Annotated in this window: 21 protein-coding genes; 6 read left to right on the forward strand and 15 right to left on the reverse strand. The window is 47.4% G+C overall.

What is annotated here, in order from left to right:
- Positions 1–187: 187 nt before the first annotated feature.
- A complete protein-coding gene (gene hcp, locus MHB49_RS25675; RefSeq protein WP_405153475.1) occupies positions 188–1,480 on the reverse strand; it encodes a hydroxylamine reductase in 1,293 nt (430 codons plus the stop codon).
- A gap of 311 nt (positions 1,481–1,791) precedes the next feature.
- Between hcp and MHB49_RS25680 the strand changes: the two genes are divergently transcribed.
- Both MHB49_RS25680 and MHB49_RS25685 read left to right on the forward strand, forming a co-directional pair.
- Positions 1,792–4,443 (forward strand): cation-translocating P-type ATPase, encoded by a 2,652-nt coding sequence (locus MHB49_RS25680; RefSeq protein ID WP_405153476.1) that lies wholly within the window; start codon positions 1,792–1,794, stop codon positions 4,441–4,443.
- A 182-nt stretch (positions 4,444–4,625) separates the two neighbouring features.
- Positions 4,626–5,969, forward strand: coding sequence for an MFS transporter (locus MHB49_RS25685; RefSeq protein WP_405153477.1), 1,344 nt, complete (start codon positions 4,626–4,628; stop codon positions 5,967–5,969).
- A 117-nt stretch (positions 5,970–6,086) separates the two neighbouring features.
- Here the strand turns inward: MHB49_RS25685 and MHB49_RS25690 are convergent, their stop codons facing one another.
- Entirely contained in the window at positions 6,087–6,551 is a 465-nt protein-coding gene (locus MHB49_RS25690) for an SMI1/KNR4 family protein (protein ID WP_405153478.1), read from the reverse strand.
- 34 nt (positions 6,552–6,585) lie between these two features.
- The gene (locus MHB49_RS25695; RefSeq protein ID WP_405153479.1) at positions 6,586–7,242 is read right to left on the reverse strand and encodes a DUF2625 family protein; all 657 of its coding nucleotides are present in this window, start codon (positions 7,240–7,242) and stop codon (positions 6,586–6,588) included.
- Positions 7,243–7,505: 263 nt separating this feature from the next.
- On the opposite strand from MHB49_RS25695, the gene MHB49_RS25700 reads away from it, so the two are divergent.
- On the forward strand, positions 7,506–8,996 hold the full coding sequence (locus MHB49_RS25700; protein WP_405153480.1) for a DUF5123 domain-containing protein: 1,491 nt from the start codon (positions 7,506–7,508) through the stop codon (positions 8,994–8,996).
- A 130-nt stretch (positions 8,997–9,126) separates the two neighbouring features.
- Here MHB49_RS25700 and MHB49_RS25705 read toward each other — a convergent pair whose 3' ends face one another.
- The 4 genes from MHB49_RS25705 to MHB49_RS25720 form a co-directional block, all read right to left on the reverse strand.
- Positions 9,127–9,957 carry a methyl-accepting chemotaxis protein gene (locus tag MHB49_RS25705; RefSeq protein WP_405153481.1) on the reverse strand — a complete coding sequence of 277 codons (831 nt, stop codon included), beginning with the start codon at positions 9,955–9,957 and terminating at the stop codon, positions 9,127–9,129.
- A 67-nt stretch (positions 9,958–10,024) separates the two neighbouring features.
- On the reverse strand, positions 10,025–11,023 hold the full coding sequence (locus tag MHB49_RS25710) for a diguanylate cyclase (protein WP_405153482.1): 999 nt from the start codon (positions 11,021–11,023) through the stop codon (positions 10,025–10,027).
- A gap of 29 nt (positions 11,024–11,052) precedes the next feature.
- Positions 11,053–11,859, reverse strand: a complete 807-nt coding sequence (locus MHB49_RS25715) for an alpha/beta fold hydrolase (protein WP_405153483.1) — start codon at positions 11,857–11,859, stop codon at positions 11,053–11,055.
- A gap of 189 nt (positions 11,860–12,048) precedes the next feature.
- On the reverse strand, positions 12,049–13,683 hold the full coding sequence (locus tag MHB49_RS25720; protein ID WP_405153484.1) for a nucleoside hydrolase-like domain-containing protein: 1,635 nt from the start codon (positions 13,681–13,683) through the stop codon (positions 12,049–12,051).
- Between the two features lie 572 nt (positions 13,684–14,255).
- Between MHB49_RS25720 and MHB49_RS25725 the strand changes: the two genes are divergently transcribed.
- Both MHB49_RS25725 and MHB49_RS25730 read left to right on the forward strand, forming a co-directional pair.
- The gene (locus MHB49_RS25725; protein ID WP_405153485.1) at positions 14,256–14,906 is read left to right on the forward strand and encodes a hypothetical protein; all 651 of its coding nucleotides are present in this window, start codon (positions 14,256–14,258) and stop codon (positions 14,904–14,906) included.
- A gap of 34 nt (positions 14,907–14,940) precedes the next feature.
- Positions 14,941–15,498: a DUF1697 domain-containing protein gene (locus MHB49_RS25730; protein ID WP_405153486.1), complete on the forward strand. Its 558-nt coding sequence runs from the start codon at positions 14,941–14,943 to the stop codon at positions 15,496–15,498.
- A 209-nt stretch (positions 15,499–15,707) separates the two neighbouring features.
- Here MHB49_RS25730 and MHB49_RS25735 read toward each other — a convergent pair whose 3' ends face one another.
- The 5 genes from MHB49_RS25735 to MHB49_RS25755 form a co-directional block, all read right to left on the reverse strand.
- On the reverse strand, positions 15,708–16,151 hold the full coding sequence (locus MHB49_RS25735; RefSeq protein WP_405153487.1) for an Hsp20/alpha crystallin family protein: 444 nt from the start codon (positions 16,149–16,151) through the stop codon (positions 15,708–15,710).
- Between the two features lie 189 nt (positions 16,152–16,340).
- Entirely contained in the window at positions 16,341–17,552 is a 1,212-nt protein-coding gene (locus MHB49_RS25740) for an MFS transporter (RefSeq protein ID WP_405153488.1), read from the reverse strand.
- Positions 17,553–17,662: 110 nt separating this feature from the next.
- Positions 17,663–18,619, reverse strand: coding sequence for a helix-turn-helix transcriptional regulator (locus MHB49_RS25745; RefSeq protein ID WP_405153489.1), 957 nt, complete (start codon positions 18,617–18,619; stop codon positions 17,663–17,665).
- A 163-nt stretch (positions 18,620–18,782) separates the two neighbouring features.
- The gene (locus tag MHB49_RS25750) at positions 18,783–19,226 is read right to left on the reverse strand and encodes a hypothetical protein (protein WP_405153490.1); all 444 of its coding nucleotides are present in this window, start codon (positions 19,224–19,226) and stop codon (positions 18,783–18,785) included.
- The gene (locus MHB49_RS25755; RefSeq protein WP_062325685.1) at positions 19,207–19,425 is read right to left on the reverse strand and encodes a helix-turn-helix transcriptional regulator; all 219 of its coding nucleotides are present in this window, start codon (positions 19,423–19,425) and stop codon (positions 19,207–19,209) included. Before MHB49_RS25755 ends, MHB49_RS25750 begins: the two co-directional genes overlap by 20 nt.
- Positions 19,426–19,683: 258 nt before the next feature.
- Between MHB49_RS25755 and MHB49_RS25760 the strand changes: the two genes are divergently transcribed.
- Entirely contained in the window at positions 19,684–21,285 is a 1,602-nt protein-coding gene (locus tag MHB49_RS25760) for a choice-of-anchor I domain-containing protein (RefSeq protein WP_405153491.1), read from the forward strand.
- 105 nt (positions 21,286–21,390) lie between these two features.
- Here MHB49_RS25760 and MHB49_RS25765 read toward each other — a convergent pair whose 3' ends face one another.
- The 3 genes from MHB49_RS25765 to MHB49_RS25775 form a co-directional block, all read right to left on the reverse strand.
- Entirely contained in the window at positions 21,391–23,634 is a 2,244-nt protein-coding gene (locus tag MHB49_RS25765; protein WP_405153492.1) for a carboxylesterase/lipase family protein, read from the reverse strand.
- Between the two features lie 414 nt (positions 23,635–24,048).
- Positions 24,049–25,308 carry an amidohydrolase gene (locus tag MHB49_RS25770; RefSeq protein ID WP_405153493.1) on the reverse strand — a complete coding sequence of 420 codons (1,260 nt, stop codon included), beginning with the start codon at positions 25,306–25,308 and terminating at the stop codon, positions 24,049–24,051.
- Between the two features lie 50 nt (positions 25,309–25,358).
- The gene (locus MHB49_RS25775) at positions 25,359–26,873 is read right to left on the reverse strand and encodes an AbgT family transporter (protein WP_405153494.1); all 1,515 of its coding nucleotides are present in this window, start codon (positions 26,871–26,873) and stop codon (positions 25,359–25,361) included.
- Positions 26,874–26,913 lie beyond the last annotated feature (40 nt).

Raw genomic sequence — 26,913 nt, forward strand, 5'->3', positions numbered from 1 at the left:
ATCTATATAGCCATTTCCATGAAAAAACTTCAATAGGATAAAAAAACGAATTCTCCTTATATTTCTTGATTTTTGCGCAAGGTATAATGACCTAGTAAAAGAAAAAAAGCAAAGAGCCTACAGCTGATGTAGGCTCTCTTTCATCTTATTTTATGAATCATTTACCCCGTACTCCAATTTGCCTATCTTACGACAACGCCAGCATGGCGTTCATGTCTTCCTCTGCCGTTGTGATCAGCTTCAAGCCAAACATGTCAACAAGCACATCCAATACACCGGCTGATATAAACTCAGGAGGTTTCGGCCCAATTCGGATATCTTGAATGCCGAGACTGAACAGGCCGAGCAGGATGGCAACTGCTTTTTGCTCAAACCAGGACAGGACAATACTGACAGGCAATTCGTTCACAGTACACCCAAAAGCATCCGCTAGGGCCATCGCAATTTTCACCGTAGAACCGGAGTTGTTGCATTGCCCCAGATCGATATAACGGGGAATGCCCGTATCCCCCACTGTACCGTAATCCACATCATTGAAACGGAATTTGCCGCAGGATGTGGTCAGAATTACCGTATCATTCGGCAACGAAGTAGCCAATTCACGATAGTAGTTGCCACCTTTGCCCGGTGCATCGCAGCCCGCAATAACGAAGAATCGACGGATATGTCCGTCCTTTACCGCCTGAATAATCTCGGGAGCAAGTCCGATCACCGTCTCATGATGGTATCCGGTGGTTAACACTTGCTCGGATGGTACATCTGCCGCAGGCAATGATAATGCACGTTCAATCAAGGGAGTGAAGTCATCATCCATAATTTTGGCAACCCCCTCCAAACCAGCCACTTCGTACGAGAAAAAGCGATCTGCATACGTCCCCTTAATCGGCATGACACAGTTGGTCGTTGCAAGAATGGCACCTGGAAACTGTTCGAACAGTCTGCGTTGATCGTACCAGGCTTTACCGATATTGCCTTTCAAATGAGCATATTTCTTCAGGGCCGGATATCCATGGGCGGGTAACATTTCCGAATGAGTATACACGTTGATGCCCTTTCCTTCCGTTTGGCGTAAAAGTTCCTCCAATGCATAGAGGTTGTGTCCTGTTACCACGATGCACTGTCCCTCAATCTGGTTCTGACTAACCGTAATTGGTTGCGGAATACCAAAACGGTCTGTATGCGCACGATCCAGTACATCCATAATACGAATCGCTGCATTCCCTACTTTCATAGCCATATCCAGATGTTCCTGCACATTAAAGTTGGAATTGGTTAACGTCATATACAAGGCCTCATGTGTAATGCGATCGACCTCAGGATCGTGATAGCCGAGCTGCCGCGCATGTGTTGCATAGGCAGCGATTCCTTTTAGCGCAAAAATCATCGTATCCTGCAAGCTGGCGATCGTTTCATTTTTGCCGCATACGCCAACTAAGGTACACCCGCCGCTAGGCGTCTGTTCACACTGATAACAAAACATATGATTTCCCTCCTATTTGGATTAAACGATGTTCGTTATCAAATAGCGTAGCAGACCCATAAGTGTCCAAGTGTGATGACGCACACAGTTTTCGATATCCTCCCAATATCTATTTCCATTCCTAAAAAGTGCAACCCACAGAAGATACAACTCGTAATCACAGCAAACGAATGAGATTCACCAGGCACGGAGATTCTACCTATGAAGTTCATCAAAATGATGAAAATTCACTGATTCTTATACGTCTGCAAGGTTATATACACAAAGAAATATAATATCCGAAATCTATGATCCAAGGAGCTGTTCAACCATTGCAACATTACAGACACAGTGCAGAGGAAACACTTCAGGACGTACAGAGTTCCAATAACGGACTCACAACCTCTGAAGCTGAGAAGAGACTGGAGACCGAAGGATATAACGAGTTAAAAGGAAAAGCTGCAACACCCATCTGGAAGCTGTTTCTTGAAAATTTTAAAGATCCCATGGTCATCGTGCTGCTTATTGCTGCCGCTGTTCAAATTGTGCTTGGGCATCTGATTGAATCGCTAATCATTTTTCTCGTCATTCTGTTAAATGCGGTAATCAGTGTTGTACAGACCAAAAAGGCCGAAAGTTCTCTGGATGCACTCCGGCAAATGTCTGCTCCCGAAGCCAAAGTCATTCGTGATGGACAGAAAAAAACGATTCCCGCGCGGAATCTCGTTCCAGGTGACATTGTCCTGCTCGATGCAGGTGATTATGTTCCGGCAGATGGCCGCATTTTGGAATCAGGCAGCTTGCGAATCAACGAGGGCATGCTGACAGGAGAATCCGAAGCAGCGGAGAAACACGCAGATGCCATCCCGGAAGAAGCTCCCATCGGGGATCGCCGCAATATGGCATTCAGTGGATCACTTGTGGTGTATGGTCGGGGTACGCTCGTCATTACGGGTACGGCACTGAAAACGGAAATCGGCAAGATCGCCGAGTTGATTGAAAATGCGGAAGCGAAAGATACTCCCCTGCAACGCAAACTGGAATCGTTCAGCAAGAAGCTGGGCTTTTTCATTCTGGGCTTGTCCATTCTCATTTTTGCCATTGAAGCAGGACGTGTCTGGTTCACCGAAGGAACTGAAAATGTAGGCCCCTCCATCGTGAATGCGTTGATGTTCGCTGTTGCTGTAGCTGTCGCCGCCATCCCAGAAGCCCTTTCCTCCATTGTGACGATTGTATTGTCTCTGGGTACGAATAAAATGGCCAAACAGCACGCTATCATCCGACGTCTTCCTGCCGTGGAAGCATTGGGTTCTGCCAGTATTATCTGTACCGACAAAACAGGAACGCTTACCCAGAACAAAATGACGGTGGTGGACTATTACATTCCCCATGGCACCAAAGACGAGTTCCCCGATGATCCGAAGCAATGGTCTGCAGAGGAACGGCGCTTATTACATATTGCAGTACTCTGCAATGATTCAAATATTAACCAGGAAGGCAAGGAACTCGGTGACCCAACCGAGGTGGCACTGATTGCCTTCAGCAACCGGGTGAACAAGGATTACAACGAAATTCGTGACCAGTTTCCGCGTGAAGCCGAGCTTCCTTTTGACTCGGATCGGAAACTGATGAGTACCGTGCACACCTTTGAAGGACAAACGGCCCTGCTGACAAAAGGTGGCCCGGATGTGCTGTTCAGCCGCTGTAGCCATGTTTTTATAAACGGAGAAGTTCAGCCATTAACGTCCGAGATTCGCACGCAGTTTGAAGAGAAAAACGAAGCGTTCTCCAAACGTGCCTTCCGTGTACTAGCTTACGCCTACAAAAAGTTTGATGACAAAGACCAGCTCACGATAGAGGACGAACATGATCTAACACTCGTTGGTCTAACGGCCATGATCGATCCACCGCGTGAAGCGGTATATGGTTCCATCGAAGAGTCCAAGAAGGCGGGGATTCGCACCATCATGATCACCGGCGACCATAAAACAACAGCCCAAGCTATCGGTATGGATATCGGACTTGCTGGCCCGGACGATCTGGCCCTTACCGGAGCGGAGCTGGACAAACTGTCGGATGAGGAACTCGATCAGCAGCTCGAACATATCTCGGTATATGCACGTGTATCTCCTGAAAATAAAATCCGCATCGTTCGTGCTTGGCAGCGCAAAGGCAAGATTGCAGCGATGACCGGAGACGGTGTCAACGACGCACCCGCATTGAAGCAAGCCGACATCGGCGTAGCGATGGGCAGCGGAACGGATGTCGCGAAGGATGCGGCAGCCATGATTTTGACGGATGATAACTTTGTGTCCATCGTGAATGCCGTCAGTGTCGGGCGGATGGTGTTCGATAATATCAAAAAAGCCATTGCGTACCTTTTTGCCGGAAACCTTGGGGCGATTATCGCCATTTTGTTTGCACTTGTGGTCGGTTGGGTGAACCCATTTACGGCCCTTCAGCTTCTCTTCATCAATCTGGTGAATGACTCTCTGCCTGCCATTGCACTCGGTACTGAAAAAGCTGAACCGGATGTTATGCGCCGCAAACCGCGGGATATTAACGAAGGCATCTTTGCCGGAGGAACGCTGCAGGCTGTCATTACACGTGGTGTTCTGATCGGAGCAGCAGTTATCATATCCCAATATATTGGACTGGGCATCTCGGAGGAAATGAGTGTGGCAATGGCGTTTACGACCCTGATTCTGGCACGGAGTCTGCAAACTTTTGCAGCGCGCTCCAACACACAGACGATTTTCCAGGTCGGCTTCACCACCAACAAATATGTCCTCGGCTCCATCCTGGTCTGTCTCTGCCTCTATGGAATTACGCTGATTCCAGGGGTTCGCAGCATTTTCGCCATCCCGAATGCATTTGGTTGGAATGAATTCTTCATCGCTGGTGGACTAGCTCTCGCCGCGGTCATTCTGATGGATGTCATCAAGTGGATTCGCAATCGTGGCACACAAACCAGCGCAGCCTAACAGTAATGGGCGCCCTTAAAATTTGGGGCGCCTATTTTTTATAACATCCTATAGAACCTTCACGATCCTGGATAAGGAAAATGGAGTCTGATCTTTTCAACCCACTGCAATTATGACATTATTGCCATATAAGAAGATTGAGCGTAAAATGGTTTATTGAATTCATAGACAGGAATGGTTACGTGAAAGATAAAATTGTAATGCCTCTCTGGACATGCTGCCTGTTCATCGTTGTGATGAATACCACCATGTTTAACGTCTCTTTGCCCGTTATTATTCATGATCTTCAGATCACATCGGACCTGGGGTCCTGGGTCATCTCAAGCTACTCCATTGGTTATGCCTTGTCGACGGTGATTTACAGCCGATTGTCTGACCGTATTCCGGTACGCAAACTGCTGACGGTGGGATTGCTTATTTTGGGCTTATCTTCAGTCATCGGATTATTTGCGCACAGCTTTGCGATCCTATTGGTAACACGCATTTTGCAATCTGCGGGTGCAGGGGTCATGGCCGGGCTCGGACTTGTCATTGCGAGCCGTTACATCCCGCTGGAGCGCCGCGGAGCTGCCATTGCATTGATCTCGGCAGGTAGTGCAATGGCGTTTGGGCTTGGCCCCATTGTGGGCGGACTCATTAGTCAGTACTGGGGCTGGAATGGACTTTTTGCCATAACGGTGCTTGTCCTGCTTGCGCTGCCCGTACTGCTCTATTTTCTCCCGCGTGAAACAGCCAAACCGGAGAACCCCTTTGATATGCTCGGTGCAGCATTAACCGTGATAAATGCAACCACTCTTCTGGTTGCCATCACCCAGCAGTCATGGTTATGGCTCGCCATCGGTGTCATTTCACTTGTTGTGCACATCGTGTATATTCGTAAGGCGAGCCTGCCTTTTGTGAATCCGCTTGTATTCCGAACACCAGGGTTTACCCGGCTGCTGATCATCGGCTTCTGTGTTCTGGTCGTAAATCTGGGCAATCTATTCCTGATGCCGCTAGTGCTCGCCGATCTGTTTGGACGCTCGTCTCTGGCTATTGGTTTGCTGATTGCTCCTGGAGCTCTCGTCTCGGCATTCTGTACCCGTTTCGTAGGTCGCTGGATTGACCGTTACGGCAATATGCGTTTTCTGATGATTGGACACGTTTTGCTTGCCGCAGTACTTGCTCTGTTTATGTTGGGGCTGAATCAGTCTGCTCTGATTATCACCGGAGGATATCTCTTCTTCTCCCCGGCACTCTCCGCCTCGATCGCTTCGCTCAATAACGAAGCATCTCGGGTGCTGCCCAAAGCGCAAATCGGTTCCGGTATGGGCTTGTTGCAGCTGATCCAGTTTTTTGGCGGTTCGGTATCCGTGGCTGTCTGCGGGTTAATGCTGCACGGCATTCCGGGTGTTCCGGTAGAGAAAGCCTATCATGTTGTATATGGATGTCTGCTCTTGGTCTGTCTGGCCTCGCTTGTCATCGTAGTCTGGCATAACAAAGCTTCACGATCGAACTCTACGGCTACGATGGCCGAGATTGGATAGGTTGCAAGTTAGAAAGTGAGCTACATCGTTCTAAAAAGCATTTATTTATTTGGCTGAGTAAAAGGCCCGCGCATAGCGCGGGCCTTTTGTCGTTCACAATGATATTCAAACGGTGAATCACTCAACTGGATCACTGGGTCTGGCTTTTAAACAAGCTATGAATGTATTGAAATTGGCAGCGATCTCTCGTACATTTTCCTCCAGCAGTTGCTGGGCTTCCTCCGGCGTCTCTGATTCGCTCTCGGCATCTTCTCGCACCATCGCCTCTTCATGATCCATAACCAGTACGGCAGGAGATTCCGGATTCGTTCGGTAATCCAATAAGTAGTTGTTGCCGCTGCTGACACTCCAAGCAAATGGAATAATCCGACGCGGATCGGGATTCACATCGTCTACCAGATTGATATTGTTCGCGATGAACTGATCATCGAGAGCAGAGAAACATACTTCCCAATCGATGACCTCACCATTCTCAATCACATCAAATGCTTTACCGCTGACCTCCCGTTGAAACTCCAGATACTCGTGCGGAAAAACGATACCGTAATGCTTCTGAATGTTCTCGATTTGCATATTACTCATACGCCCCCTTCCAAACAGACCTGCCATAACACTTTTATTTTCCAGCCAATGCTGCCTTCCAGGCTTCCTCCACCTCTACAGGAGCTTTGCTGCTGCTCTCACCGTTGCCCTCTTCCGTCCAAAGCGGTGGATAATACGCGAATACTTGTCCTGTCTGAAGCTGTCCCATGTCACTCTGCCAGCCCTTCCAGCGAAAGGTCTGATAATACTGCTCCAGATCACCATTAGCCAACCAGTTGATGAAGCCTGAATAAGCCAGTTCTGTCGATTCCCATTCCAGCGTGTCAGGGGCAAAATAGTACACATGTCCCGTACGGCCATACTTGCCCATATCCATACCGAAAAATCCACCCGCAGCATCGTAGGCGACGATCATCATGCCTTCCAATGCGGGTACACACGGCTGGTCACCCACACCATTCCAACCGGTCAGACTCCCGAAAATACGGTCACCACCCGATCCAAGTAACGTAATCCAGCCATCATCCAACACAATTCCCTCTGTCTCATAGGCAACGGCTCCCAAATAGGATTTGGTGCTTACTTGGAGGTGATAGAGCGCATCCTCTCCGGCCTCCCGCTGTGCAGGAACATAAGTGTATTTATTTTGTCCATGGTCCAACAGCTCCTTGAGCTCCTCCCAAGCGTGATGTTCCCGGTCCACTAATTCGTCTACGGTTAATTTAAGCATGATTACTCGTCCCTCTCTACCCATTCTTTATACATATCGTTCAATTCCTATTGTACTCGTGTTCACTCCGACTTGGCGAAGCCCATTAACGCTTCAGGGTTCAAAATAGAGAAGCTTGATCTCAGGTGGAATAAGAATTTGAGACCCATCTCCTGCTTAACGATCCTTGAGCAAACTGTTCTCTATGAGCATATCACGCTCTATTTCACCATTCAAATCTGCTATAATCGAACTTCCTAACAAAACCATAAGGAGGAATCATCTTGTATCGTATAGCTTCAATTGCACTCCTGGCCCTGACCCTGTTCGCAACCGGTTGTCAGAAGGATGAGGCTTCATCCTTCCCTTCTCCCGAGGCTGTGCAGGTACCGGATACCCAGAAGATGTATTACATATCACCACAAGGAAATGATTTGAATAAAGGAACCATTCAATCTCCCTGGAAAACGCTGCAGTACGCTGCCGACCATGCCACCCCGGGAAGCACCGTTTATTTGCGGGAAGGTGTATATCACCAAAAGGTCAGAATCACTCGTAGCGGCAACTCATCGGGCAATCCAACCCTCTTTTCCAGCTATCCACAGGAGAAGGTCATTATTGATGGTGAAGGTCTGTCAGTACGCGGCATAGAGGGTTTGATTGAAGTCGAAAATGCCAGCTATATTACGATTCAAAATCTCGAAATCCGCAACTTTACAACCTCACTTCGGGGACAAGTACCTACTGGTATATATGTTCACGGGGCAGGAGAACACATTCAACTGCTGGGCAACACCGTTCATGCCATTGTAAATGATGCTGCACCTTCAGGACCAGATTTACAGGGCAGGGATGCCCATGGAATCGCCATTTATGGCACGGAGCACCCCCAAGCATTGCGGGATATCATCATCAAGGATAATGAACTATATGATCTCGTGCTCGGTTCAAGTGAATCACTCGCAGTCAACGGGAATGTGGATACGTTTGCCATACTGGATAATACGATCCATGATACCGACAACATCGGTATTGATCTGATTGGGTATGAAGGAACTTCGGAGGACGATACTTACGATCTGGCGCGAAACGGGATTGTACGTGGAAATGAAGTCTATAATATCTCTTCCAATTTCAATCCGTCTTATGGAACGAACCTGCCCAATGACAGCAATTCTGCCGGGGGAATCTATGTAGATGGAGGCAAAAATCATATCATCGACCATAATCGGGTATATCGCAACGATATCGGAATTGAGATTGCTTCGGAGCATGCCGGACGTTCGACGAGCAGCATTACGATGCAGGATAATCTGATTTTTCATAACAGGCTTACAGGCATCGCCATGGGCGGCTATGATGAGGAACGAGGTTCTACCGAGGACAGTACAATTATGTACAATACGTTAGTGGATAACGACTTGCTGGATGCAGGCAATGGACAGCTATTCTTGCAAGCCCGAACGAAAAACAATACGTTTAAACGGAACATTCTTGTATCAGGCAACTCTGACGTGCTCATTTACAATGAATACACCAGTAATTCGGGGAATGTGTTTGATCATAACGTTTACTACTCCTCTGCACCACAAGAAGAGGCAATGTGGGTTTGGAAAAACAGGGAGTACTCCGGCTTCTCCTCCTACATGGAGGGATCAGGAAATGACGCGCATTCATTATATGTGGACCCGAAATTTATGGATGAGACCAACGAAGACTTCACTCTCCAAGCCAATTCACCTGCCAAGGGATATGGATTTATGAGCCAGGAGTAAGATGGATTTGATTCATATCGGTAAACTCTAAGCAAAAACGAAAAAAACGCTTAACCACGATGGTAGTTGAGCGTTTTTTTCAGACTTTGGACACTGGACTTTGGTCTCTAAGGCTTAACGATGCAAATGATTATTCAGCGTTGTCGGTTATTTTTTCGACCAGTTGTCGCAATCCATGATTGGTTTCGTTCAATTGATCAATCACATTCATAAACTCTGTGACCAATTTGGCCTGCTCTTGTGAAGAAACTGAAATCTGGGCAATTTCCTGCTCCATGTTCAACACGGATTTTCTGACAGCGTCAAGAGATTGCTCAATTCGTCCCGTAGCTTCCTTGGTCCCTGTGGACATTTTACGGATCTCCGTGGCAACAACCCCAAACCCTGCCCCCGCCTCGCCGACCCGTGCTGCTTCAATTGCGGCATTCAAGCCCAGCAGATTGGTCTGCTCTGAGATCTCTTTTATGTAGCTTACCACTTCATTCACATTACTGGAATCTTCGACCGCACGTTTTGTATTGCTCAAAATTTCTTCCGAGGTTGCACTCAACTCTTCCGAGTGAGCAGCTACGTGCTGGATACCCTCAATCAGTCTGCTTGTAACTTCTCCTGCCTGATTCATCAGTTTTTTCAATTGATCCTGGGTATCCATACTATATGTAATGCAAAGGACTGCTTCTATCTCGTTCCGTTCATTCTTAATTGGAAGGAAATAGGAATCGGTAGCAATACCAAAAACCTCAGCCGGATAATGCTCCCTTGTCTTGGATTCATTCTTTAACATCTTGAAGTCTCTGTGCATATCTGCAATCGGGTCTCCTGCCTTGTAATCATATTTCAAGGCTTTGCCGGATTCGAAAAACAGGAACTTTTCCCGATCCATGACCGAGATGGAAACATCCTGACGAGTAGCTTCGCGGATAAATGGCATTGCAGCCAAAACAGCCTCAACCTGATTCATAATGATATATTCACTTCCTCTAATAGAGATAACATTGCTGAATATTATATCGACAGTTATTAATCAATTATGAAGGTTTACTACCATTACTCGCTGCTTCGGCTGCATGCGTCACCCGATTTCGCCCACCCGTTTTGGAGGCATACAGCGCCTGGTCCGCTTTTTGAAACAATGACTGATCGGTATCTTCCTGCGAAACCGTAGCCGCGCCAATACTCACTGTAATGTTATACTCTCCCCAATCGGCAGAGGCGACCTGTGAACGGTATCTCTCTGCTATAGTCACAGCTTGCTCTCGATCACAATCCGCAAGAATAATGACAAATTCTTCTCCGCCATAACGCGCCACCACGTCCGTGCTCCGTGACACCGATTGCAGCAGGCCTGCCAGATTACCCAGAACCAGATCTCCAATCGGATGTCCATACGTATCGTTGATATGCTTAAAGTGGTCAATATCAACGACCAGAAGGGAGAAGAGACACTGATTTTCCCGGAAGAATGACAGGCTTTCCAGCATTTTATCTTGAAAAAATCTGCGGTTCTTGAGTCCCGTAAGCAGATCCGTCGAGGCCATCGTCTCCAGCTGATCATTCACTTTAATTAGCGCCTGCTGTTTCACCTTATATTCTTCGTGCAGTCGTTCAAGCTCCTTGTTCGCCTCATGTGTTGCTTGATAAAGCTCCTGCAGCTTCGTTTTGGTATTGAGAATATCCTTCTCATGTTCAATTCGCTTACGCATGACAACCACGACACAGTCGATAACGCTTTCATCGTTGCGGATCTGGCGTATCCCGTTCAGGAGAACAGGAATATCCTGCTGATCGCTTGTGCGAAACGAGAAGTACATCTCGTCCACATGCCCATATAACTGAATGTAGGGGTAGAAATACGTATGAAAAAAAAGCTTGTTGGTCACCGACATGGTGGACTCGATATGCCGTCCCAACAGCTCATTGCGTTCATAACCCAGCATGGTCAGCAGGGTTTGATTGATGGAATGAATGATTCCCGAATCAGTGATCGAGAAGTAGCCACAGGGAGCCACATCTAATTGAATATCCATGAAATAATTGCCTGTCCTCTCATTATACTTTACACGCTCTGCATATAGTCTTTAATTAAACGGCTTGTCTCTTCAGGTTGACTCAAATGTGGGTAATGTCCTTTCGCCGTCATCTGTTGAAGCCTGCTATTCTTCAGATGCGCATGCAAGTAATCCCCGACTTCAACCGGAGCAATGCTGTCATCCGAGCATTGAAGAATCAGTGTTGGCACCGAAGCCCGCTCCAATTCATCTCGACAATCCGAGAAAAATGTCACCTCAGCGAATTGCCTCGCAATATGCGGATCTCTCGAACAAAAGCTCTTTTCCAGCTCTTCTGTCAGTTCTTTCCGTTCCGGGTTCTGCATCACGATCGGAGCAAGATAGCTGGCCCATCCGATAAAATTCATCTGCATCATTTCCAGTAACTCATCGATATCACGCCGGTCGAAACCACCGTAATAATTGGGAAGATCATTTATATAACGTGGGGAAGGCCCCAGCATAACGATATGTCTAAAATAGTTGGATGCTTCGATGGAAGCGAGCATGCCAATCATGCTGCTGACAGAATGTCCAACAAATATGACATCTCTCAAGTTGAGCGCTTCCATAATTTCCAGTACATCCTGGGCATATCCTTGAAGATTGCTGTATTTGTCTGCATCATAATAGTTAATTTGAGATTCACCCGAGCCTACATAATCAAATAAAACAACCCGGTAGTTCTCCGTAAAACTCGGTACAATATAGCGCCACATATCCTGATCACACCCAAACCCATGTGCAAACATAATCGTTTGGCTGCCTGTTCCCAGCACATTCACATTGTTACGCACGAGGACGTCAATCGTCATCCAAATCACCTCTCTGAGGTAGTATTCTTTTGCTTTGATCCATCTGGTTATTATATCGGAAATATTTGGGTTATGGATAGGAAATATTAATTTTCATTACTTTGGATACATAAATCATCATGCACACTGTATGCCAAAAGGCCCTCTCATCACGAAAGGGCTCTTTGTTCTTATTTTTTTCATCCTTGGCTATTTTACAGTGAGAATCACACGTTGATAATGCTTCAACTGATGCTCTCCATCATCCTGTACTTCGGCTACGATATGAATTGTATCACCGGATTTAGCATCATCAGGCACAGTGAACATTACAGCATCGGTGTCACTGCCCTCCAATTGAATTGTATCCAGCTTCTCGCCCTTCGCCAGTTCACGATGCAATCCAAGCTGCAGGTCACCCGCCATCTCAGGCTGGACTTTCTCCTCCTGGACGTCGGAATCTTTGTACGTATCTGCTTCAAAATATCTCCACCATTTATAGGTCAGCTGATCCCCATCCGGGTCCTGGCCTTCTGCATGAAGGGTTACTTTCTCGCCCGGGCTGACGGACAGGTCTAATCCTTCCTTAATGGTGAGTGTCGGATTATGGTTGGCACCTTCAAAGGTATCCGCAACAGCCCAATCGGCACGAGCCGCAAAATCATTCTGAATATCGTCAAACCATCTCATCAGAGTGTATTCAGCCTCATATCGTTTGGTATACGGATCGTAATCAAGAACGTTGTTCCTGAACAGCTTGTCATTTACCACACCGAAGCGACCACCCCATCCACCGTAGGAAGGGTCTTCCATACTGCGCAGGCCATTGTCGATCAGATAGAAGAAGGATGGCGAATCACCTTCGGAGATAAAATCGTATTTGTCATACTGCGGATTTTTCTTCAGATATTCAGCACTACCGCGCTGCTCTTCGTCCAGCTCGCCTTCAATCATTTTACCGTCACCCATGGTTGCATACATATCCAACAACTTGCCATGACCATCCAGAATGTTTTTGACCATCCAGTCGCCATGCAGCTTGCTGTTGACTTCCTCTGTATGGAATTTCCACGCATAGGCAAAATGCCAGAAGTTCGATTGATCGTTCAGAATGCGAATGTCCGGCCAATTTTTTGCAATATAGTCGTTATAGCTGTCATCCTGATCGAGGATAATGTATAGCACCAGTTTATCACTGACCTTTTTGCGAATCGTTTCCCACTCCGCGGTGTCCTTGTACTTTTCTTCAATCGATTTCAGTGCTCTGGCTGTTGTATTCGTACCGCCCCAGGTCTGCACAATCAGATCTCTGGAATCATCGTCGAGGAAAAGCGTTTCGAGAAATTCGGAACCTTCCGTTTCTTTCGCCATCTCCCCTTTGTCGGAGATATTACCGATTTTGGTCATCTTGCGAAGCTGCTCCGGCTCCGGATATCCCGATGCATGTTTGGACAAGTTGGGATAGATCTCACCATAGGCATCAATCATATCGTACACCCACTGTGTACCTGTCCAGCGGAAAGGTTGAATTCCTGCTTCCTCGTCGCCTGCATAATGATACACTGAACTGGTCAGCACAATGCCCGCCAGATCCATTTCATTGGAATATAACAGAAAACGAATAACCGAGTTCATATCATCCACTTCACCATCGGTTGTAATCACCGTTCTGGCTTTGGTTGCGGAATGATCTGCCGTTTCTGCAGGTTCATTTTGTTCCTGTTCTGTCGTCTTGTTCGGCGTTTCAGTAGCCGTTTGCGGTGTTTTGGATGTGCATCCACTGACAATCAGAACCATACTGAGGCAGCCAGCCGCCAAAACGTTTAACCATTTTCTTGTACTCATGTTCGTGATGCTCCCCTTTCTTGTGTTGCACGCGATGTGATTTGGGAATGTCTGCGAGGTTGGCCTGCTACTTAATATGGACCTTAAAATGCAAAAAAACCCAAACATCAATATGAGCTGGACGGAGTCCACACATATCGACATTCAGGTTTTGCCTGCCAAAGCAGTAACAATCCTCATTTGAGAAAAAGTATAACATGTTCGCAGTTTAATGTAAACGTATTCAATATTAAGTATATCAATTGATCTACACATTTACACGAGAACGGAGAGGACAGAAATAACCTGAAGAAGCGGAGCTAAAAGCTTTCTGAAAGAAAGCTACATCGAAAGCATACGCTTCGCCTTTATTCCCGGATTTTCACCTTTAAAAGAGGAAATCAAAAAAATCTGGGGATAACAGCGATCGGAAGGTTGTTCTGTCATCGGAGTGGCAAGTGTAAATATTCTTTAGTTCAATTTATATAACCAGGGTGTAAGCTTTTCCCATTTTGATATATGATTATGCTTATGACTATAAGGGAATGTAACTGCTTGAAAACAAGCCTAATACAAGGAGGAATCAGCCACCGATGGAACAGCTAAATGCCGCCCTCATCCGTTTGGTAGAGCAACAAGACTTATATAATGAAGCATATGGACTTTTCAAAAATCATGATCTGCGTCCTCGTGAACAACACCGCCTGCCGGAAGTGGATGAACGAATCCCGCTCTCTCCAGAGCTTCAATATCTGTACAGCCACTACGAGATGATGGATGAACTGGCCAAAGGCACACTCAAAATGAAAAGTGCAGCCGTCGAGATCGGTGATGCGGCTCTGCTCTTCTTTGTTGCACCTGAACATCTCCATCGTCAGCAACTAGGTCACCGCTGGATCGGCATGAACGAACCTTATGAGGAGTCAGCCTCTTGGCCAAAAAATCATGTCGTCATCGCGAATTTTAACGATGATCCATTAATTGTTGATACAGCTGCACCGGACTCACCGGTATATGCGGCTTTTGCAGGTGAAGAACCTCAACTTATTGCTGATTCATTAACAGACTTTTTTAATGCACTCGCCATCCTGATTGAAGCTGCACGGGCCTATGCCGGGGAATTGATGGACGAGGAAACGTATGAAACCAAACCCGAATATCTGGAGCATGTTGAACCTATATTGAATGATGTACTGGGAGAAGAGCATACTGCACATTTATTCGAGTATTTGTCATTTCGTTAGAAGTAAAGGATCACAAGATACGGAGGGTTGAATCATGATTTATGTTGCTCTGCTTCGTGGCATTAATGTGGGCGGGAATAACAAAATCAATATGAAGCAGTTAAAAGAAACGTTTGAACAAGCGGGATTGCTGGGTGTGGTCACATACATCAACTCAGGCAATATTATTTTTGCCGACCATCAGGAACGCATGGATGCGAATACGGAATTATCCCAGATTCTTGAACAAGCCATAGCTGTCGATTTTGGCTTACAGATCAAGGTGATGGTACGTAATCTGGACGAAGTCCGGACCGTTATTCAAGCACTGCCGGAGAACTGGACGAATGATGCCACAGCCAAAAGTGATGTCATGTTCCTCTGGGATGAGGTGAATGACGTTTCAGTTCTGGACAAACTGCCCATGAAACCGGAAATCGGTACCTTGCTGTATGTTCCAGGAGCCATTTTATATTCCGTCAGCAAAGAACTTGTCACCAAAAGTGGTATGAACAAGCTCATAGGCTCCAAGGTCTACAAATATATGACGGTCCGGAACGTGAACACCACCCGCCAGATTTACAAGCTGATGCAGGCAGCGGCAGAGAAGTAATGTGAATCAGCCGGGATCATGCTACGCGCTTTGTGATGAAACTGAGGTCATCCAGCGAACAAGAAATGGACTGTACATGTCCATATCAAACCCGTTAAATGATGATGTAAAAAAATCCCCGGGCTAAGCGCCCCGGGGAATAACATCAGAAGCGTCTCCTGCTGGCTGACTGCCATGAGGGAGGAATAACGTTCCTATATTTACATGTGTCAGTCAATCTGAATGCTTTTGCGGCTGTGATCTTCGCCCGGACGTTTCGGAATGTCGAGCTTCAGCACGCCATTTTCCAATCTGGCCTTGATGTTTTCCTCATCAATATGCTCCACATAGAAACGTCGGATAAATTCACCTGAACGTCTCTCTTGCCGAATGATTCGATTCGTATCATCCTTCTGCTCAGTCATTTCATTCCGTTTGGCTCGGATGATCAGTTCATTACCTTCAACGTGAATATCTATATCCTCTTTGGCGATGCCGGGAAGCTCGGCTTCTACCAGATATTTGTTTTCTTCCTCTCGAATATCGGTCCGAAATGGCTGTAAGCCAGTTCCGAATGGAGAGAGGAATGGAGACTCAACCATGTCATTGAAGGATTTCAGCATGTGTCCGAACAGGTCTTCATTTCGTTTGCGAAACGGAATCAGATCAAACATCAAAATCAGCTCCTTATGTGTGGTTGGTTTAGTTGTTGCTTACATGTCTTATTATAAGAGCGACCCCAACATTGCTCAAAATTCGTTAAAGCTCAAAAAGAACGATTTTTCCACGCCACGATTCATTCCCTTAAAATAGATTCTGCTTTCTTTTATTTTGACCTTTTTTGACCTTCTGGCTTTATCTGACTATAATGCAGAACGTATGGCTTCCTTTGCCTTCGCTGGACCAGATTGATCTTTTCTAATGCCCAGCATAATAATACCCATGATTAGAACCAACAGGGCTATCAGCATGAACGGAATATGTTGATCCACCTGATACAGCGTTGTGGTCAGTAAAGGGGTTATCACGGCAGATATGCCTTGAATCGCTGCAACCAATCCGGCTGCGCCACCTTGCTGTTCTTTGCTGACCGAAAGAGAAGCTCCTGCCATGAAACCAGGCATCATCAGACCCGAGCCCATGCCGAACAGGAAGAAGGAGAGATAATAGACAACCAATTGACTGGAGATCAGAAACAATACCATGCTTGCGAGCAGAAAAAGGGACCCGAGCAAAATCATCGGCCGCGGCTGCCATTTCAACCACTTCATCTGGATCACCTGCATGATCAGCATCGCAGCTCCGGAGAACATGAGTCCGAAGGAGACCATTCTGGCTGTAGCTCCTGGAGATAATGCGAGCTGATCCTGAAAATAAAACCCACCGACAACCTGTAACGTCATAATGCCCATCATTGTAACCAAACCAGCAGCAAGATACATCCGCAAACCGCGTTGGAGCGGGTTAACCTTGGGCGCTTTCTCCTGAATGACCGGCTTGGCAGCAGGAATGAGCAACAAAGCGATAATAAACGCCACTACCGCAATAAAAATACCAAAATAAAGCGGCCACAGCAGCCCGATTATGGTAAAAGCACCTGCAATCGCAGGGCCAAATACAAGTCCCAGCCCATTGGCGGCACTAATAATCGCCATCCCGCTTCCCCGCTCTTCCCCTTCCGTCACATCGCCCATATATGCCTGAGAAGAGGATAACACTGCCGGAATGAACATACCGATCAAGCTCCGCGTTACAATGAGAAGGGTTAACAGCAGGCCTCCTCCGATCCACGCATTTAATCCACTATACATCGCCAATGCAAACAACGCACAGCTTATGGACATGCCTATGAATCCAATCAATATGATGGGTTTTCTGCCTTTCAGATCACTGAATCTGCCCCATACCGGACCCATTACAGCCATGGCGATGGACCCGAGTGAAATAATGAGCCCGGAATGACTTTCTTTCATCCCCAGCTCACGAATAAGCGGCGGCATAATGGGAGCAATAAGCATAAGACCCAACATGGCTGCAAATACGCTAAAAAAGATACTTCCTCTAATTCTGTTCACGCTCATACACTCCTTTATTTTTCAGTACAGTAACCACTGTACCTGGAGTATATAAGGTTGAAAGAATCTCGACTGCCTCCATACGGAACAATTAACGGTTAGACGGATTATTAATATATTTTTTTCATTTCCGATGGCTTCACACCGAATTTGCGATAGAATTGCTGGGAAAAGGCACTGATATTGCTGTAACCAACTGCGATCGCTGCCTCAGTGACGTTGTTCTCTTGGCTGCGCAGCAATTTCATGGCGTTGTCGAGACGAATCTGACGCAAATATTCAAAAACGGTAGTGCCGAACAGCGCTTTGAAGCCTTTTTTCAATTTGAAATCATTCAGACCCACCTGTTTGGACAACGCCAGCAGGGATGGAGGGTCCACCATACAGGCCTCCATAATCTCCCGGGCGGTATGCAGCTTCCGTATATCCTCTCTGGAGAATCCTAAAGGGATAGGTGCCAGATCAAACAGCTGAATCATAAACCGATTCAATATCTCCAAAGCGGTTGCTTCCATCATCAAAGATGATCTAAAGGGGTTGTTCAATTCCCCAATCAGACTGTCAATCATCGTTCGTATTCTGTGATCCAACTGAAATACGATGGGTTTGAAGACACGATGCCCCAAAATGTCCTTGAACCGAATGCATTGGCTTGTTGCCAATTGTGCACCCGCATAATTGAACAACGAGATCGGAATCCCGAGAGCAAAAGAAGTATAATTCTCCTGTGCAGGTGGATGGAACCAGGCTTCAAAATCACGAATCATAAGGAGCGCTCCCTGTCCAGTAGACAGCGTATATTCCTGACCGGATATGTCTACATAACGCGCACCTGACAATGCAAACTGCAGCTCAATGATGGGAATATTCGACGCAAAGAATGTAGGACACGGCTCACTATAATTAATCTGAGAATACACAATTTCGATACCACTATACGTGGTTACCCTTTTGATACTCCCACTGCCTGCTTTAGCAGAGAGCAGGTACGTATGTTCATCGTGCTGACGGAATGGTTCCTGCGTTAAGTAATGCTGGTATACAACGGCTAACGCATCAGAGCCCATGAGTTTTCACCTCGCCTGTATTGATCATGATCCTCGAAAAGGAATGGATTCAATCTTATTGAGAACTATTCTCAATTAATTTTACCGCAATTTTCCCTTTTCGACCAGTCCCATGACGAGATCGTTACCCTTCATATTGAAGCTGTCGTCCCAAGGGTCATTTTCACATTTTTTTCGCGTAATAATTGAATAGAAAGATGCCCAGCCCAATTTGAAAAATGAAAACACTCGCCAGTACAGTCACGACAATCGGTTCTACACCGATTAGACTAAATAGCACGGTTACGGCCATCAGAATATAAAAAATAGTAATGTTTGTTTTCCAGCCTGCTTTTTCCTTCAACCGAATGGTGCGTTCATCTTGAACATCGATCTCCTTCTGTCTCAATCGCTTAGCATACATTGCCTGATTAGAAGACTTGTTCATCCATATGGAATGCACCGTATTGCCAAGCCCCAGAACCAGAAGCACCGAACCTGAACCGATCAACAAACCCGAGACTCCGCTTAATGCTTCACCTCTCAGAGCAAATCCACCAATACATGTCATAACCAGACCTGCCAATGCCAGTAGTACATGCACCCACTTATTGGTTGCTTTCATCATCCTGCTCCTCCTCGTAAATGAATATTTCTTCGATGCTCATGTCAAAATAACGGGCAATTTTGAATGCAAGAATAATGGAAGGATTGTAACGACCGTTCTCCAATGATCCGATCGTTTGTCTGGACACCTCCAATCTGTCGGCAAGTTCCTCCTGCTTGATTCCATTCTTCTTTCGAATTTCTTCCAGTCTGTTTTTCAATATAATAGCTCCTTCAAAAATGGAAAGTTAACTTTCCGTAAATATATCAAAATTCATTCAACATGTAAAGCTAGCTTTCCATTTCAGGGATTTGTTGTTGATTTCCCGCTATCTCAGCTGTTATTCAGATGAAAATCGTCCCTGTTTACGATTTTACACAACTCACTTTGTGTTTTTACCCTTTCGTAACATTTCATCCCTATACTAAAACAATTGTACATACCATCACACACGAAACGGTAAAGGGGATCTAGAACATTGAAAAAGAGAAATCAATGGCTCGCCGTTATGTCCATGACAGCCATACTCACTACAGGAGCAACAAGCTACACGCCGATGGCCAATGCGGCTAACACACTTGAACCTGCTAACGATCATGTCGTACTGCGAACAGCGATACAAAATATGCAGGGAAAAGTCACTTGGGACGGAAGCAAGCAAAGGGTCGATATTCAGGTCGGAGGCATACAGGCACAGCTCCCGATCGGAACGGCCACAGCCACCATTAACGGTGTAAAAACTCCACTGGACAGCAAAAGCTATATCGCCAATGGAACAACGTATGTATCTCCCAAAACGCTAAAGCTAATCACGAATCAATTGATCCTGAACCAAAATAAAACCGGATTTGAACAGACTGCGGCCTTTCAGATGCCCGGAGGCAAAGCTGAAATATCAGCCTCTACTCCTGATGGTCAACGTCTGTTGGTAACCGAAGCGGACAATGGCAGCATTTCCGTGCTGGATATTGCAGACCTGAATAACATCAACGTTTTGAAGACCGTCAGCTTCCATGACCTCTCCGTCAAAGCGGAAGTAACGAGCGTAACGGTATCCAAGGATGGCAAATACGGGCTTGCCGTGATTCGTACAGGCGATACAAACACTGAAGCCAATAAGGGATTGCTGGCGATTGTTGACCTCACAACCTACAAAACCGTGAAGACGTATGAACTTGGCATCGGGCCAGACTCCATCGCGTTGTCACCTGACGGCCTGCATGCAGTTATTGCCATTGAGGATGAAGAACTTAACAAAGCCGCCGATGAGATTGATTATGCCAATGCGAAGCGTCCAGGCAGCATCATGATTGTATCTTTTGCTGGCGGAAACGTACTTGAAGGTGAGATCACCAACTTGCCGGTAGCCCTGGAAAATGTAGCTGGAGCAAGCTATCTGCATGATCCACAACCAGAGTATGTTGCCATTAGTCCTGACAGCAAAACAGCAGCCGTAACGTTGCAGGAGAACAATGCCATTGCTGTTGTTGATATGGAGACGAAGAAGATCAGCTCGATCTTTTCGCTAGGCACCACTTCACATCAAGCCGATCTGAAAGATGACGGCATTGTCCAATTTACTGAGAGTTTAACCGCTCGTTATGAGCCGGATGGTATTGCTTTCTCTGCTGATGGCAAATACCTGTTGACTGCCAATGAAGGTGATTTGGGCAAGGATGAATTTGACGATGCGGTAAAAGCAGGCGGACGCAATATTGCGGTCTGGGATCTGCAGGGAAAGCGGATGTACGATAGCCAGAACCTCATTGACGAAGCAACGGCCAAGACTGGCTTGTACCCGGATGACCGCAGTCCCAACAAAGGCAGTGAAGTTGAGAATTTGACGGTAGCAACGATCGAAGGCAAGACTTACGCGGCAGTGGCTTCCGAAAGGGCAGATGCCATTTTGTTCTTCGATCTTGCTGATCCGGTAAATCCGGCTTACCTCGGGCTTATCCCCACTGCTGGTGAATCGCCGGAAGGCATCCATCGGGTTAATGGGCGAAGCCTGTTTGTAAGCGCGGACGAGAGCACAGGAACACTTAGTTTTTTCGAAAAAAATAGGGCAAGCAACCTTTAGGTAGAAGGAATTAGCCTCGCAACCATAAATAAAAAGGACAAGAGAGCGTGCTCTCTTGTCCTTTCATTTTACTGACTCCCATATACCTTCCCAACCAAACCGGACTTATTCCCAGAAGAATCGGCCTGCAAATACTTTTTCCGTCAACAGCTTGTACGTTTCTTCAGGCAGTTCTTTCTTCATCTTCGCCATTACCGCTTCCTTGCCTTCGTTATACTGTGAGGACATGCCAATCTCTGCTGTGGTATTGTTTGCATCCAGACGCATGATCGGAGTTTTGGCATCTTTCGTCCAAGGTGTCCATGCCGCCAGGTCAGTCGAGCCACCATTACCCGGGTTACCCGTGTACAGGAACCGTTTCAGGTAAGCTGCCATGGCTTCAGACAATTGCTCACGACCAGGTTTGTTCGTTTCACTGAAATAACCTTCCGGGAAATAGGCTGCTATACCGTCCGCATGCCCTGTATAAAAGTCCATGTCCGCTCCATGTGGTGCGCCAAGCAACGTTTGCAACCGTTCGGAGATGACGCCAGGCTGTGTACCCCATGCAAAACGGTATGCATATACCGGAGGTTGTCCCTTCTCACTCGTCAAACGTTCAGCCACACGCTCTGCATTAAAACCTGCATAAGCCTCGCTGCCGTACTTCAGGGCTGCAGCATACTGCTCAGCCTTGGTCTTATCGGTAAACAGGGTTCCATCGTCAATCGATGGAACAAAGTTCGAATCACCAAAGGCAAATCCGGAGAATTCGGTTTCCAGACTGCCCAGCAGTACAGGCACTTGTGCATAATTACCACTGTTAATGGCGTCAAATCCTTCTTTTGGAATGACTGTACCATCACGGAACAGATGAGGGAACGGCTCCATACGGATCGCCGTGGAACCGAATGCAGTGACCAGCTTGTCCGCAGGCAACTCGCGCAGATAGGTCTCCAGCTGTACCTGAGATTGTTCAGCAATCCATGTCTTGGCTTCTTCATCCGTAGTCGCTTTGCCCTCTGCCACGAGCAACTTTACGAGCGCATTCTCGGACTTCTTCTCTCCATCTTCCGGTGCCGCTGTGGTCAAGCCTCCACTGAAGGCGACGGCTTTCTGGTATAGCCCTTTGCTGAGTGGAGATATGAGGGTTGCGAGAACATCACGGGCTCCTGCAGATTGTCCGGCCAAAGTCACATTGCCCCTGTCTCCACCGAAACCTTCGATATTATCCTGTACCCACTGCAATGCACGGAATGCATCCAGCAAACCGTAGTTGCCGGAATCATCCAGAGCATTGCCGGTTTTCAGCGCCGCGTTTTGAAAGAATCCAAGTGCTCCAAGTCTGTAGTTCACGGAAATGATGATGCTGTTCGTTTTACGCGCAAGCTGTTCACCCTGAAAATCCTTGCCTGATCCGGTCATATTCCCGCCTCCGTGCAGGAACACCATCACCGGAAGTTTCGAGCTGGTTGTATCGGGACGCCAGATGTTGAGGTACAGCGAATCCTCGCTGCCGGCTGTATTTTTACCGGATAACTGCAAGCTGTTCGCAGCAAATTGTTTCGCTGGTCTGGTTTCCGTCCATGCCTCCGGTTCACGCGGAGCTTTCCAGCGCAGTTCACCTACCGGAGGTGCGGCATAAGGAACACCGAGCCAGCCGAGCGTACCGTATTGTTCATAGGTTATGCCATCAATGGCGCCATATTTCGTCTGCTGCAACGTTTGAGGTTTGAATGCCTGAACCTGTTTATGTTTCATCCAGTGCTGCTCCAAGGTCCCGCTGCCATTCTTGAGCTGTGCCTGCAATGCCTGTGCGGTTGCCTCCGCCATCTGGCGATTGGTAAGTTCGCTCGTACCCTTACCTTGAAGCGCCTTCACCCCCTTAACGGATGCATAAGTGGAAGCTTCTCCTTGATTGTAGTCTGTACCTGCTTCATATCCAAGTACCTTCAGCAGCATTTCGGCATATCCTTCCGTTGTCAACGGTGCATTAGGTTCAAAACGTTCGCTTCCTGCTGCAATTCCAGACAGATACGGATGCAACTTCAAATACCCAACCACCGGTTGCAGCAGCTTGCCTGCTTGTGCAGCATCTTCATACGTATCCGTACCGTTGTAGGCGAGTGCCTCCTGTTCCAAACCTGATAGACGCAAGTAGAGCACGGCAGCCTGTATACGGGTTGCCTTTTTGTTCAGATAAGCTTCATTAACGCCCTGACCATTGCCACGAATCAGCTGGGATTGAATCAGTTTGTCCATGGCTGTGGAAGAAGCGGAACCTGACATTCCGGCCGCATACGCAGGCAGACCTGATACACATAAACCCAGAATGGTTGCTACGGCAATCGTACGTTTGATGGTTTTCATGTCATAAATCTCCTCGCTCTCTAATAGTGTGTGATGGAATGAATCAGGCGTATTTCATATAAAAAAACCTGAATCAAAGGCAAACAGACATCGCTTAACGCGGTCTTCTGCCCTCAATCCAGGTTTTGCCTGCAATCAGTAACAACCCTGAGGATTAATGAGGTTAGATCCATTTTTCAGTTGTAAACGCAATTAATAGTTTGATAATGAAATCATAAACGAATGAACCGGTACAGGTATTGCCCGAGAGATTGGTTACAACCCTGTTGTTATGGAGATGTTAGCACGAAATGAAAGCGCTAGCAATATTTTTTAATCATACTCATTATGAACTCCACTAGGGACCCGAAGTAAAGAGCCACCCATGACTAGGAAGTGATCCCTACATGGATGGCTCTTTTGAATGAAGCACGATTAATCAAACGTTCGTGCCAATCTTTCCAGCAGTTCCACGGCCGAAGCCAATACCGCTTCATCGATATCGAATTCCGGGTGGTGATGTGGGGCAGGCAGTTCGCTGCCAACAATCATATACGTAGCCTTGCCTCCTTGCTCCTGCACCCGCCGGATCATATAACTGGCATCCTCACTGCCAAGTGCGGCACTATCGGAAATGACCTCGGCACAGGTGAACCCGGCGATTCCTTCCGCTTCCCGTACCACAAGCTCTGCAAGTTCCATATCACACCGGATGGGGATTGCGCCGCCGATCACCTCCACTGTTGAGCTTAACTCATGCATTGCTGCGCTGTGCTCAATGATCTGCCGCACCCGCCGCTCCAATTCCCGGTTGGTCTCATCGTTCGTAGAACGCGTCTCAATGACCATGCGTGCCTGTTCGGCAATGATATTCGCTCCCGTTCCCCCTTCCAGAATGCCCACATTAATGCGGGTATCTGCCGAACTGAAGCGTGGCAGCGCATGAATATTCAGCAACGCCGTAGACGCACCAAGCAGCGCATTACGTCCTTCCTCCGGTGAAGCGCCCGCATGGGAGGATACACCTGTAAAGCGGGCTTCCAGTTTAGTCGTTGCCAGGAATCCGGCAGACGCCCCTCTGACATGACCTGAGGGTACGCCGGTACCGAGGTGCATGCAGAACAGACGATCCACCTGTTCCAACATCCCTTTTTCCACCATCGCATAGGCACCACGCACACCCTCCTCGGCAGGCTGGAACAACAGCCGGACTTTCCCGGCAAATTGTCTGTCACTCAAACGTTCCGCAAGCGCCAAACCGATCGCTGTATGCCCATCGTGCGCACAGGCATGCATGAGGCCTTCATGCGTTGAGCGGAACTGCCCGGCCGTTGGTGCATGCTTGTCCAGCCCGCTTTCACGAATTGGCAGTGCATCCATATCAAAGCGAAACGCTGTTGTGGGTCCTTCCTGCAATCCCTCCAGTTCTGCAACAACGGCGGTAAACCCGCCACGCATCTGCTGCACAATCGCCGGATCTGCACCTTCACGGATCGCCCGCTGGTAGGCATCATCCAGCACTTCCGGTTTGGGCAAGCCTCGCCGGGAGGTATCGTCAATTGCATTCTTTCCATAAGTCACCTGGTACCCCAGTTCCGTTAACATGTGCACCACTTTTGTCGCTGTACGGAATTCGGTGAATCCAAGTTCGGGATGTTGATGCAAATCTCTGCGAAGCGCGATAATATCGATCATTACTTTTTACCCCTCTCTCAACTCTTTCTGCTTTCCAATCTCTCTATTTCCTATAATCTTGCGTTGACCCCTGGACCGAGCGGCAGATTGAAGACGTACCACAGAATAACCATGACAACCCAGACGGAGAAGAATGCAATGGAATATGGCAAAATCAATGAATAGTATGTGCCCAGCTTCGCATCCTTGCGATACTCCTGCAGAAACCCGACGAACAACGGTACAAAGGGCGATACCGGCGCCAGTGGAATGATTACCGAATCCGATACCCGGAAAATGACCTGCGTGAATGCCGGATGGAATCCGAGCAGCATCATCATTGGAATGAATACCGGGGCGAGAATGGACCAGATCGCAGATCCGCTCGCAATAAACATCGTCAGCAGGGCGGACAGGAAAATCAGTCCGATCACGACCGGAATGCCGTTAATGCCTGTTTTTTCAAGCAGATCGGTAATGGTGAGTGCCAGAAACTTACCCATGTTGCTCCAATTGAACATCGCCACAAATTGGGACAGCGGGAAAACCATTACGATAAATCCGGCCATCGTTTTGATCGGCTCAATGAGCAGTTTCGGCAGATCGTTCTGGTTTTGGATTACTTTGAGTTTAATGCCGTATGTCAGTGCCACGGTGAAGAAGAACAGTAAAATGACAGGTACGATCCCTGCAAGGAAAGGTGACCCCATTACACTTCCCGTTTCCGGGTTGCGGAGCACCCCATTCGAAGGAATAACCATGAACGCGATTGCAGCGATAAAAATGAGAGCAGCGATTCCGGATGCACGCAGTGCCCGGTTCTCTTCCAGCGTAGGGGCTTCCAGCTTGTAGACACGCTCTCCTTCGTAGCGTCCAAGACGGGGTTCCAGGAATTTGTCAGTCATGAAACCCGCTGCGAGGGTCAGGACAATCACAGAGGCAGACATAAAGTACCAGTTATCCAAAACCGTAACGCCCACGTTCGGATCAACCGAAGCAGCAATCTCGGTACTGATGCCTGACAGCAATACATCCGTAGTCACAATCAGCATATTGGCTGTGAAGCCTGCGCCAACCCCGGCAATGGCGGCAATCAATCCAGCAACTGGATGTCTGCCTACGGCGAGAAAGATCAACGCTCCGAGTGGAGGCATGATGACAAGCGCTGCGTCTGAGGACACATGACTGAAGAAAGCGATGAAAATGACAAGATAACTGGCATAGCGTGCAGGTACCCGAACGGCCATTTTACGCATAACCGCTTCCAGGAGACCCACTTTCTCAGCCAGACCAATCCCCAGCACCAAAGCCAGAATCGAAGCCAGCGGTTTGAAATCGGCAAAGTTCTTGACCACATTCGGCAGCAGCCATTGAATTCCCTCCCGGCTCAACAGGTTCTTAACCTGAACCTTCTCCCCATCAATCGGATTGTGTGCTGTCGCATGAAAGAAAGATAACACCAGTGTGGCAACCATCAGCGCAACAATGAGATAGATAAACAATAAAAACGGATTGGGTAGTTTGTTCCCCATTTTCTCTACCCAACCAAAAAGTCCTGTGTTCTCCTGCCTGTCAGCTTTCACCATGCAAATACCCCCTGACTGTGATGGAACTGCCTTTCGGTGG

It is taken from the genome of Paenibacillus sp. FSL K6-0108 (assembly GCF_045040695.1).
In the GTDB taxonomy this organism is placed as follows: domain Bacteria; phylum Bacillota; class Bacilli; order Paenibacillales; family Paenibacillaceae; genus Paenibacillus; species Paenibacillus pabuli_B.

What these genes read in the sequence shown, in the direction of transcription:
- MHB49_RS25690 (WP_405153478.1), bottom strand. Translation starts at nt 6,551, where the DNA reads ATGAGTAATATGCAAATCGAGAACATTCAGAAGCATTACGGTATCGTT.
- MHB49_RS25765 (WP_405153492.1), bottom strand. Translation starts at nt 23,634, where the DNA reads ATGAAAACCATCAAACGTACGATTGCCGTAGCAACCATTCTGGGTTTA.
- MHB49_RS25735 (WP_405153487.1), bottom strand. Translation starts at nt 16,151, where the DNA reads ATGTTTGATCTGATTCCGTTTCGCAAACGAAATGAAGACCTGTTCGGA.
- MHB49_RS25730 (WP_405153486.1), top strand. Translation starts at nt 14,941, where the DNA reads ATGATTTATGTTGCTCTGCTTCGTGGCATTAATGTGGGCGGGAATAAC.
- MHB49_RS25695 (WP_405153479.1), bottom strand. Translation starts at nt 7,242, where the DNA reads ATGCTTAAATTAACCGTAGACGAATTAGTGGACCGGGAACATCACGCT.
- hcp (WP_405153475.1), bottom strand. Translation starts at nt 1,480, where the DNA reads ATGTTTTGTTATCAGTGTGAACAGACGCCTAGCGGCGGGTGTACCTTA.
- MHB49_RS25710 (WP_405153482.1), bottom strand. Translation starts at nt 11,023, where the DNA reads ATGGATATTCAATTAGATGTGGCTCCCTGTGGCTACTTCTCGATCACT.
- MHB49_RS25725 (WP_405153485.1), top strand. Translation starts at nt 14,256, where the DNA reads ATGGAACAGCTAAATGCCGCCCTCATCCGTTTGGTAGAGCAACAAGAC.
- MHB49_RS25745 (WP_405153489.1), bottom strand. Translation starts at nt 18,619, where the DNA reads ATGGGCTCTGATGCGTTAGCCGTTGTATACCAGCATTACTTAACGCAG.
- MHB49_RS25720 (WP_405153484.1), bottom strand. Translation starts at nt 13,683, where the DNA reads ATGAGTACAAGAAAATGGTTAAACGTTTTGGCGGCTGGCTGCCTCAGT.
- MHB49_RS25770 (WP_405153493.1), bottom strand. Translation starts at nt 25,308, where the DNA reads ATGATCGATATTATCGCGCTTCGCAGAGATTTGCATCAACATCCCGAA.
- MHB49_RS25775 (WP_405153494.1), bottom strand. Translation starts at nt 26,873, where the DNA reads ATGGTGAAAGCTGACAGGCAGGAGAACACAGGACTTTTTGGTTGGGTA.
- MHB49_RS25750 (WP_405153490.1), bottom strand. Translation starts at nt 19,226, where the DNA reads ATGATGAAAGCAACCAATAAGTGGGTGCATGTACTACTGGCATTGGCA.
- MHB49_RS25715 (WP_405153483.1), bottom strand. Translation starts at nt 11,859, where the DNA reads ATGACGATTGACGTCCTCGTGCGTAACAATGTGAATGTGCTGGGAACA.
- MHB49_RS25705 (WP_405153481.1), bottom strand. Translation starts at nt 9,957, where the DNA reads ATGAATCAGGTTGAGGCTGTTTTGGCTGCAATGCCATTTATCCGCGAA.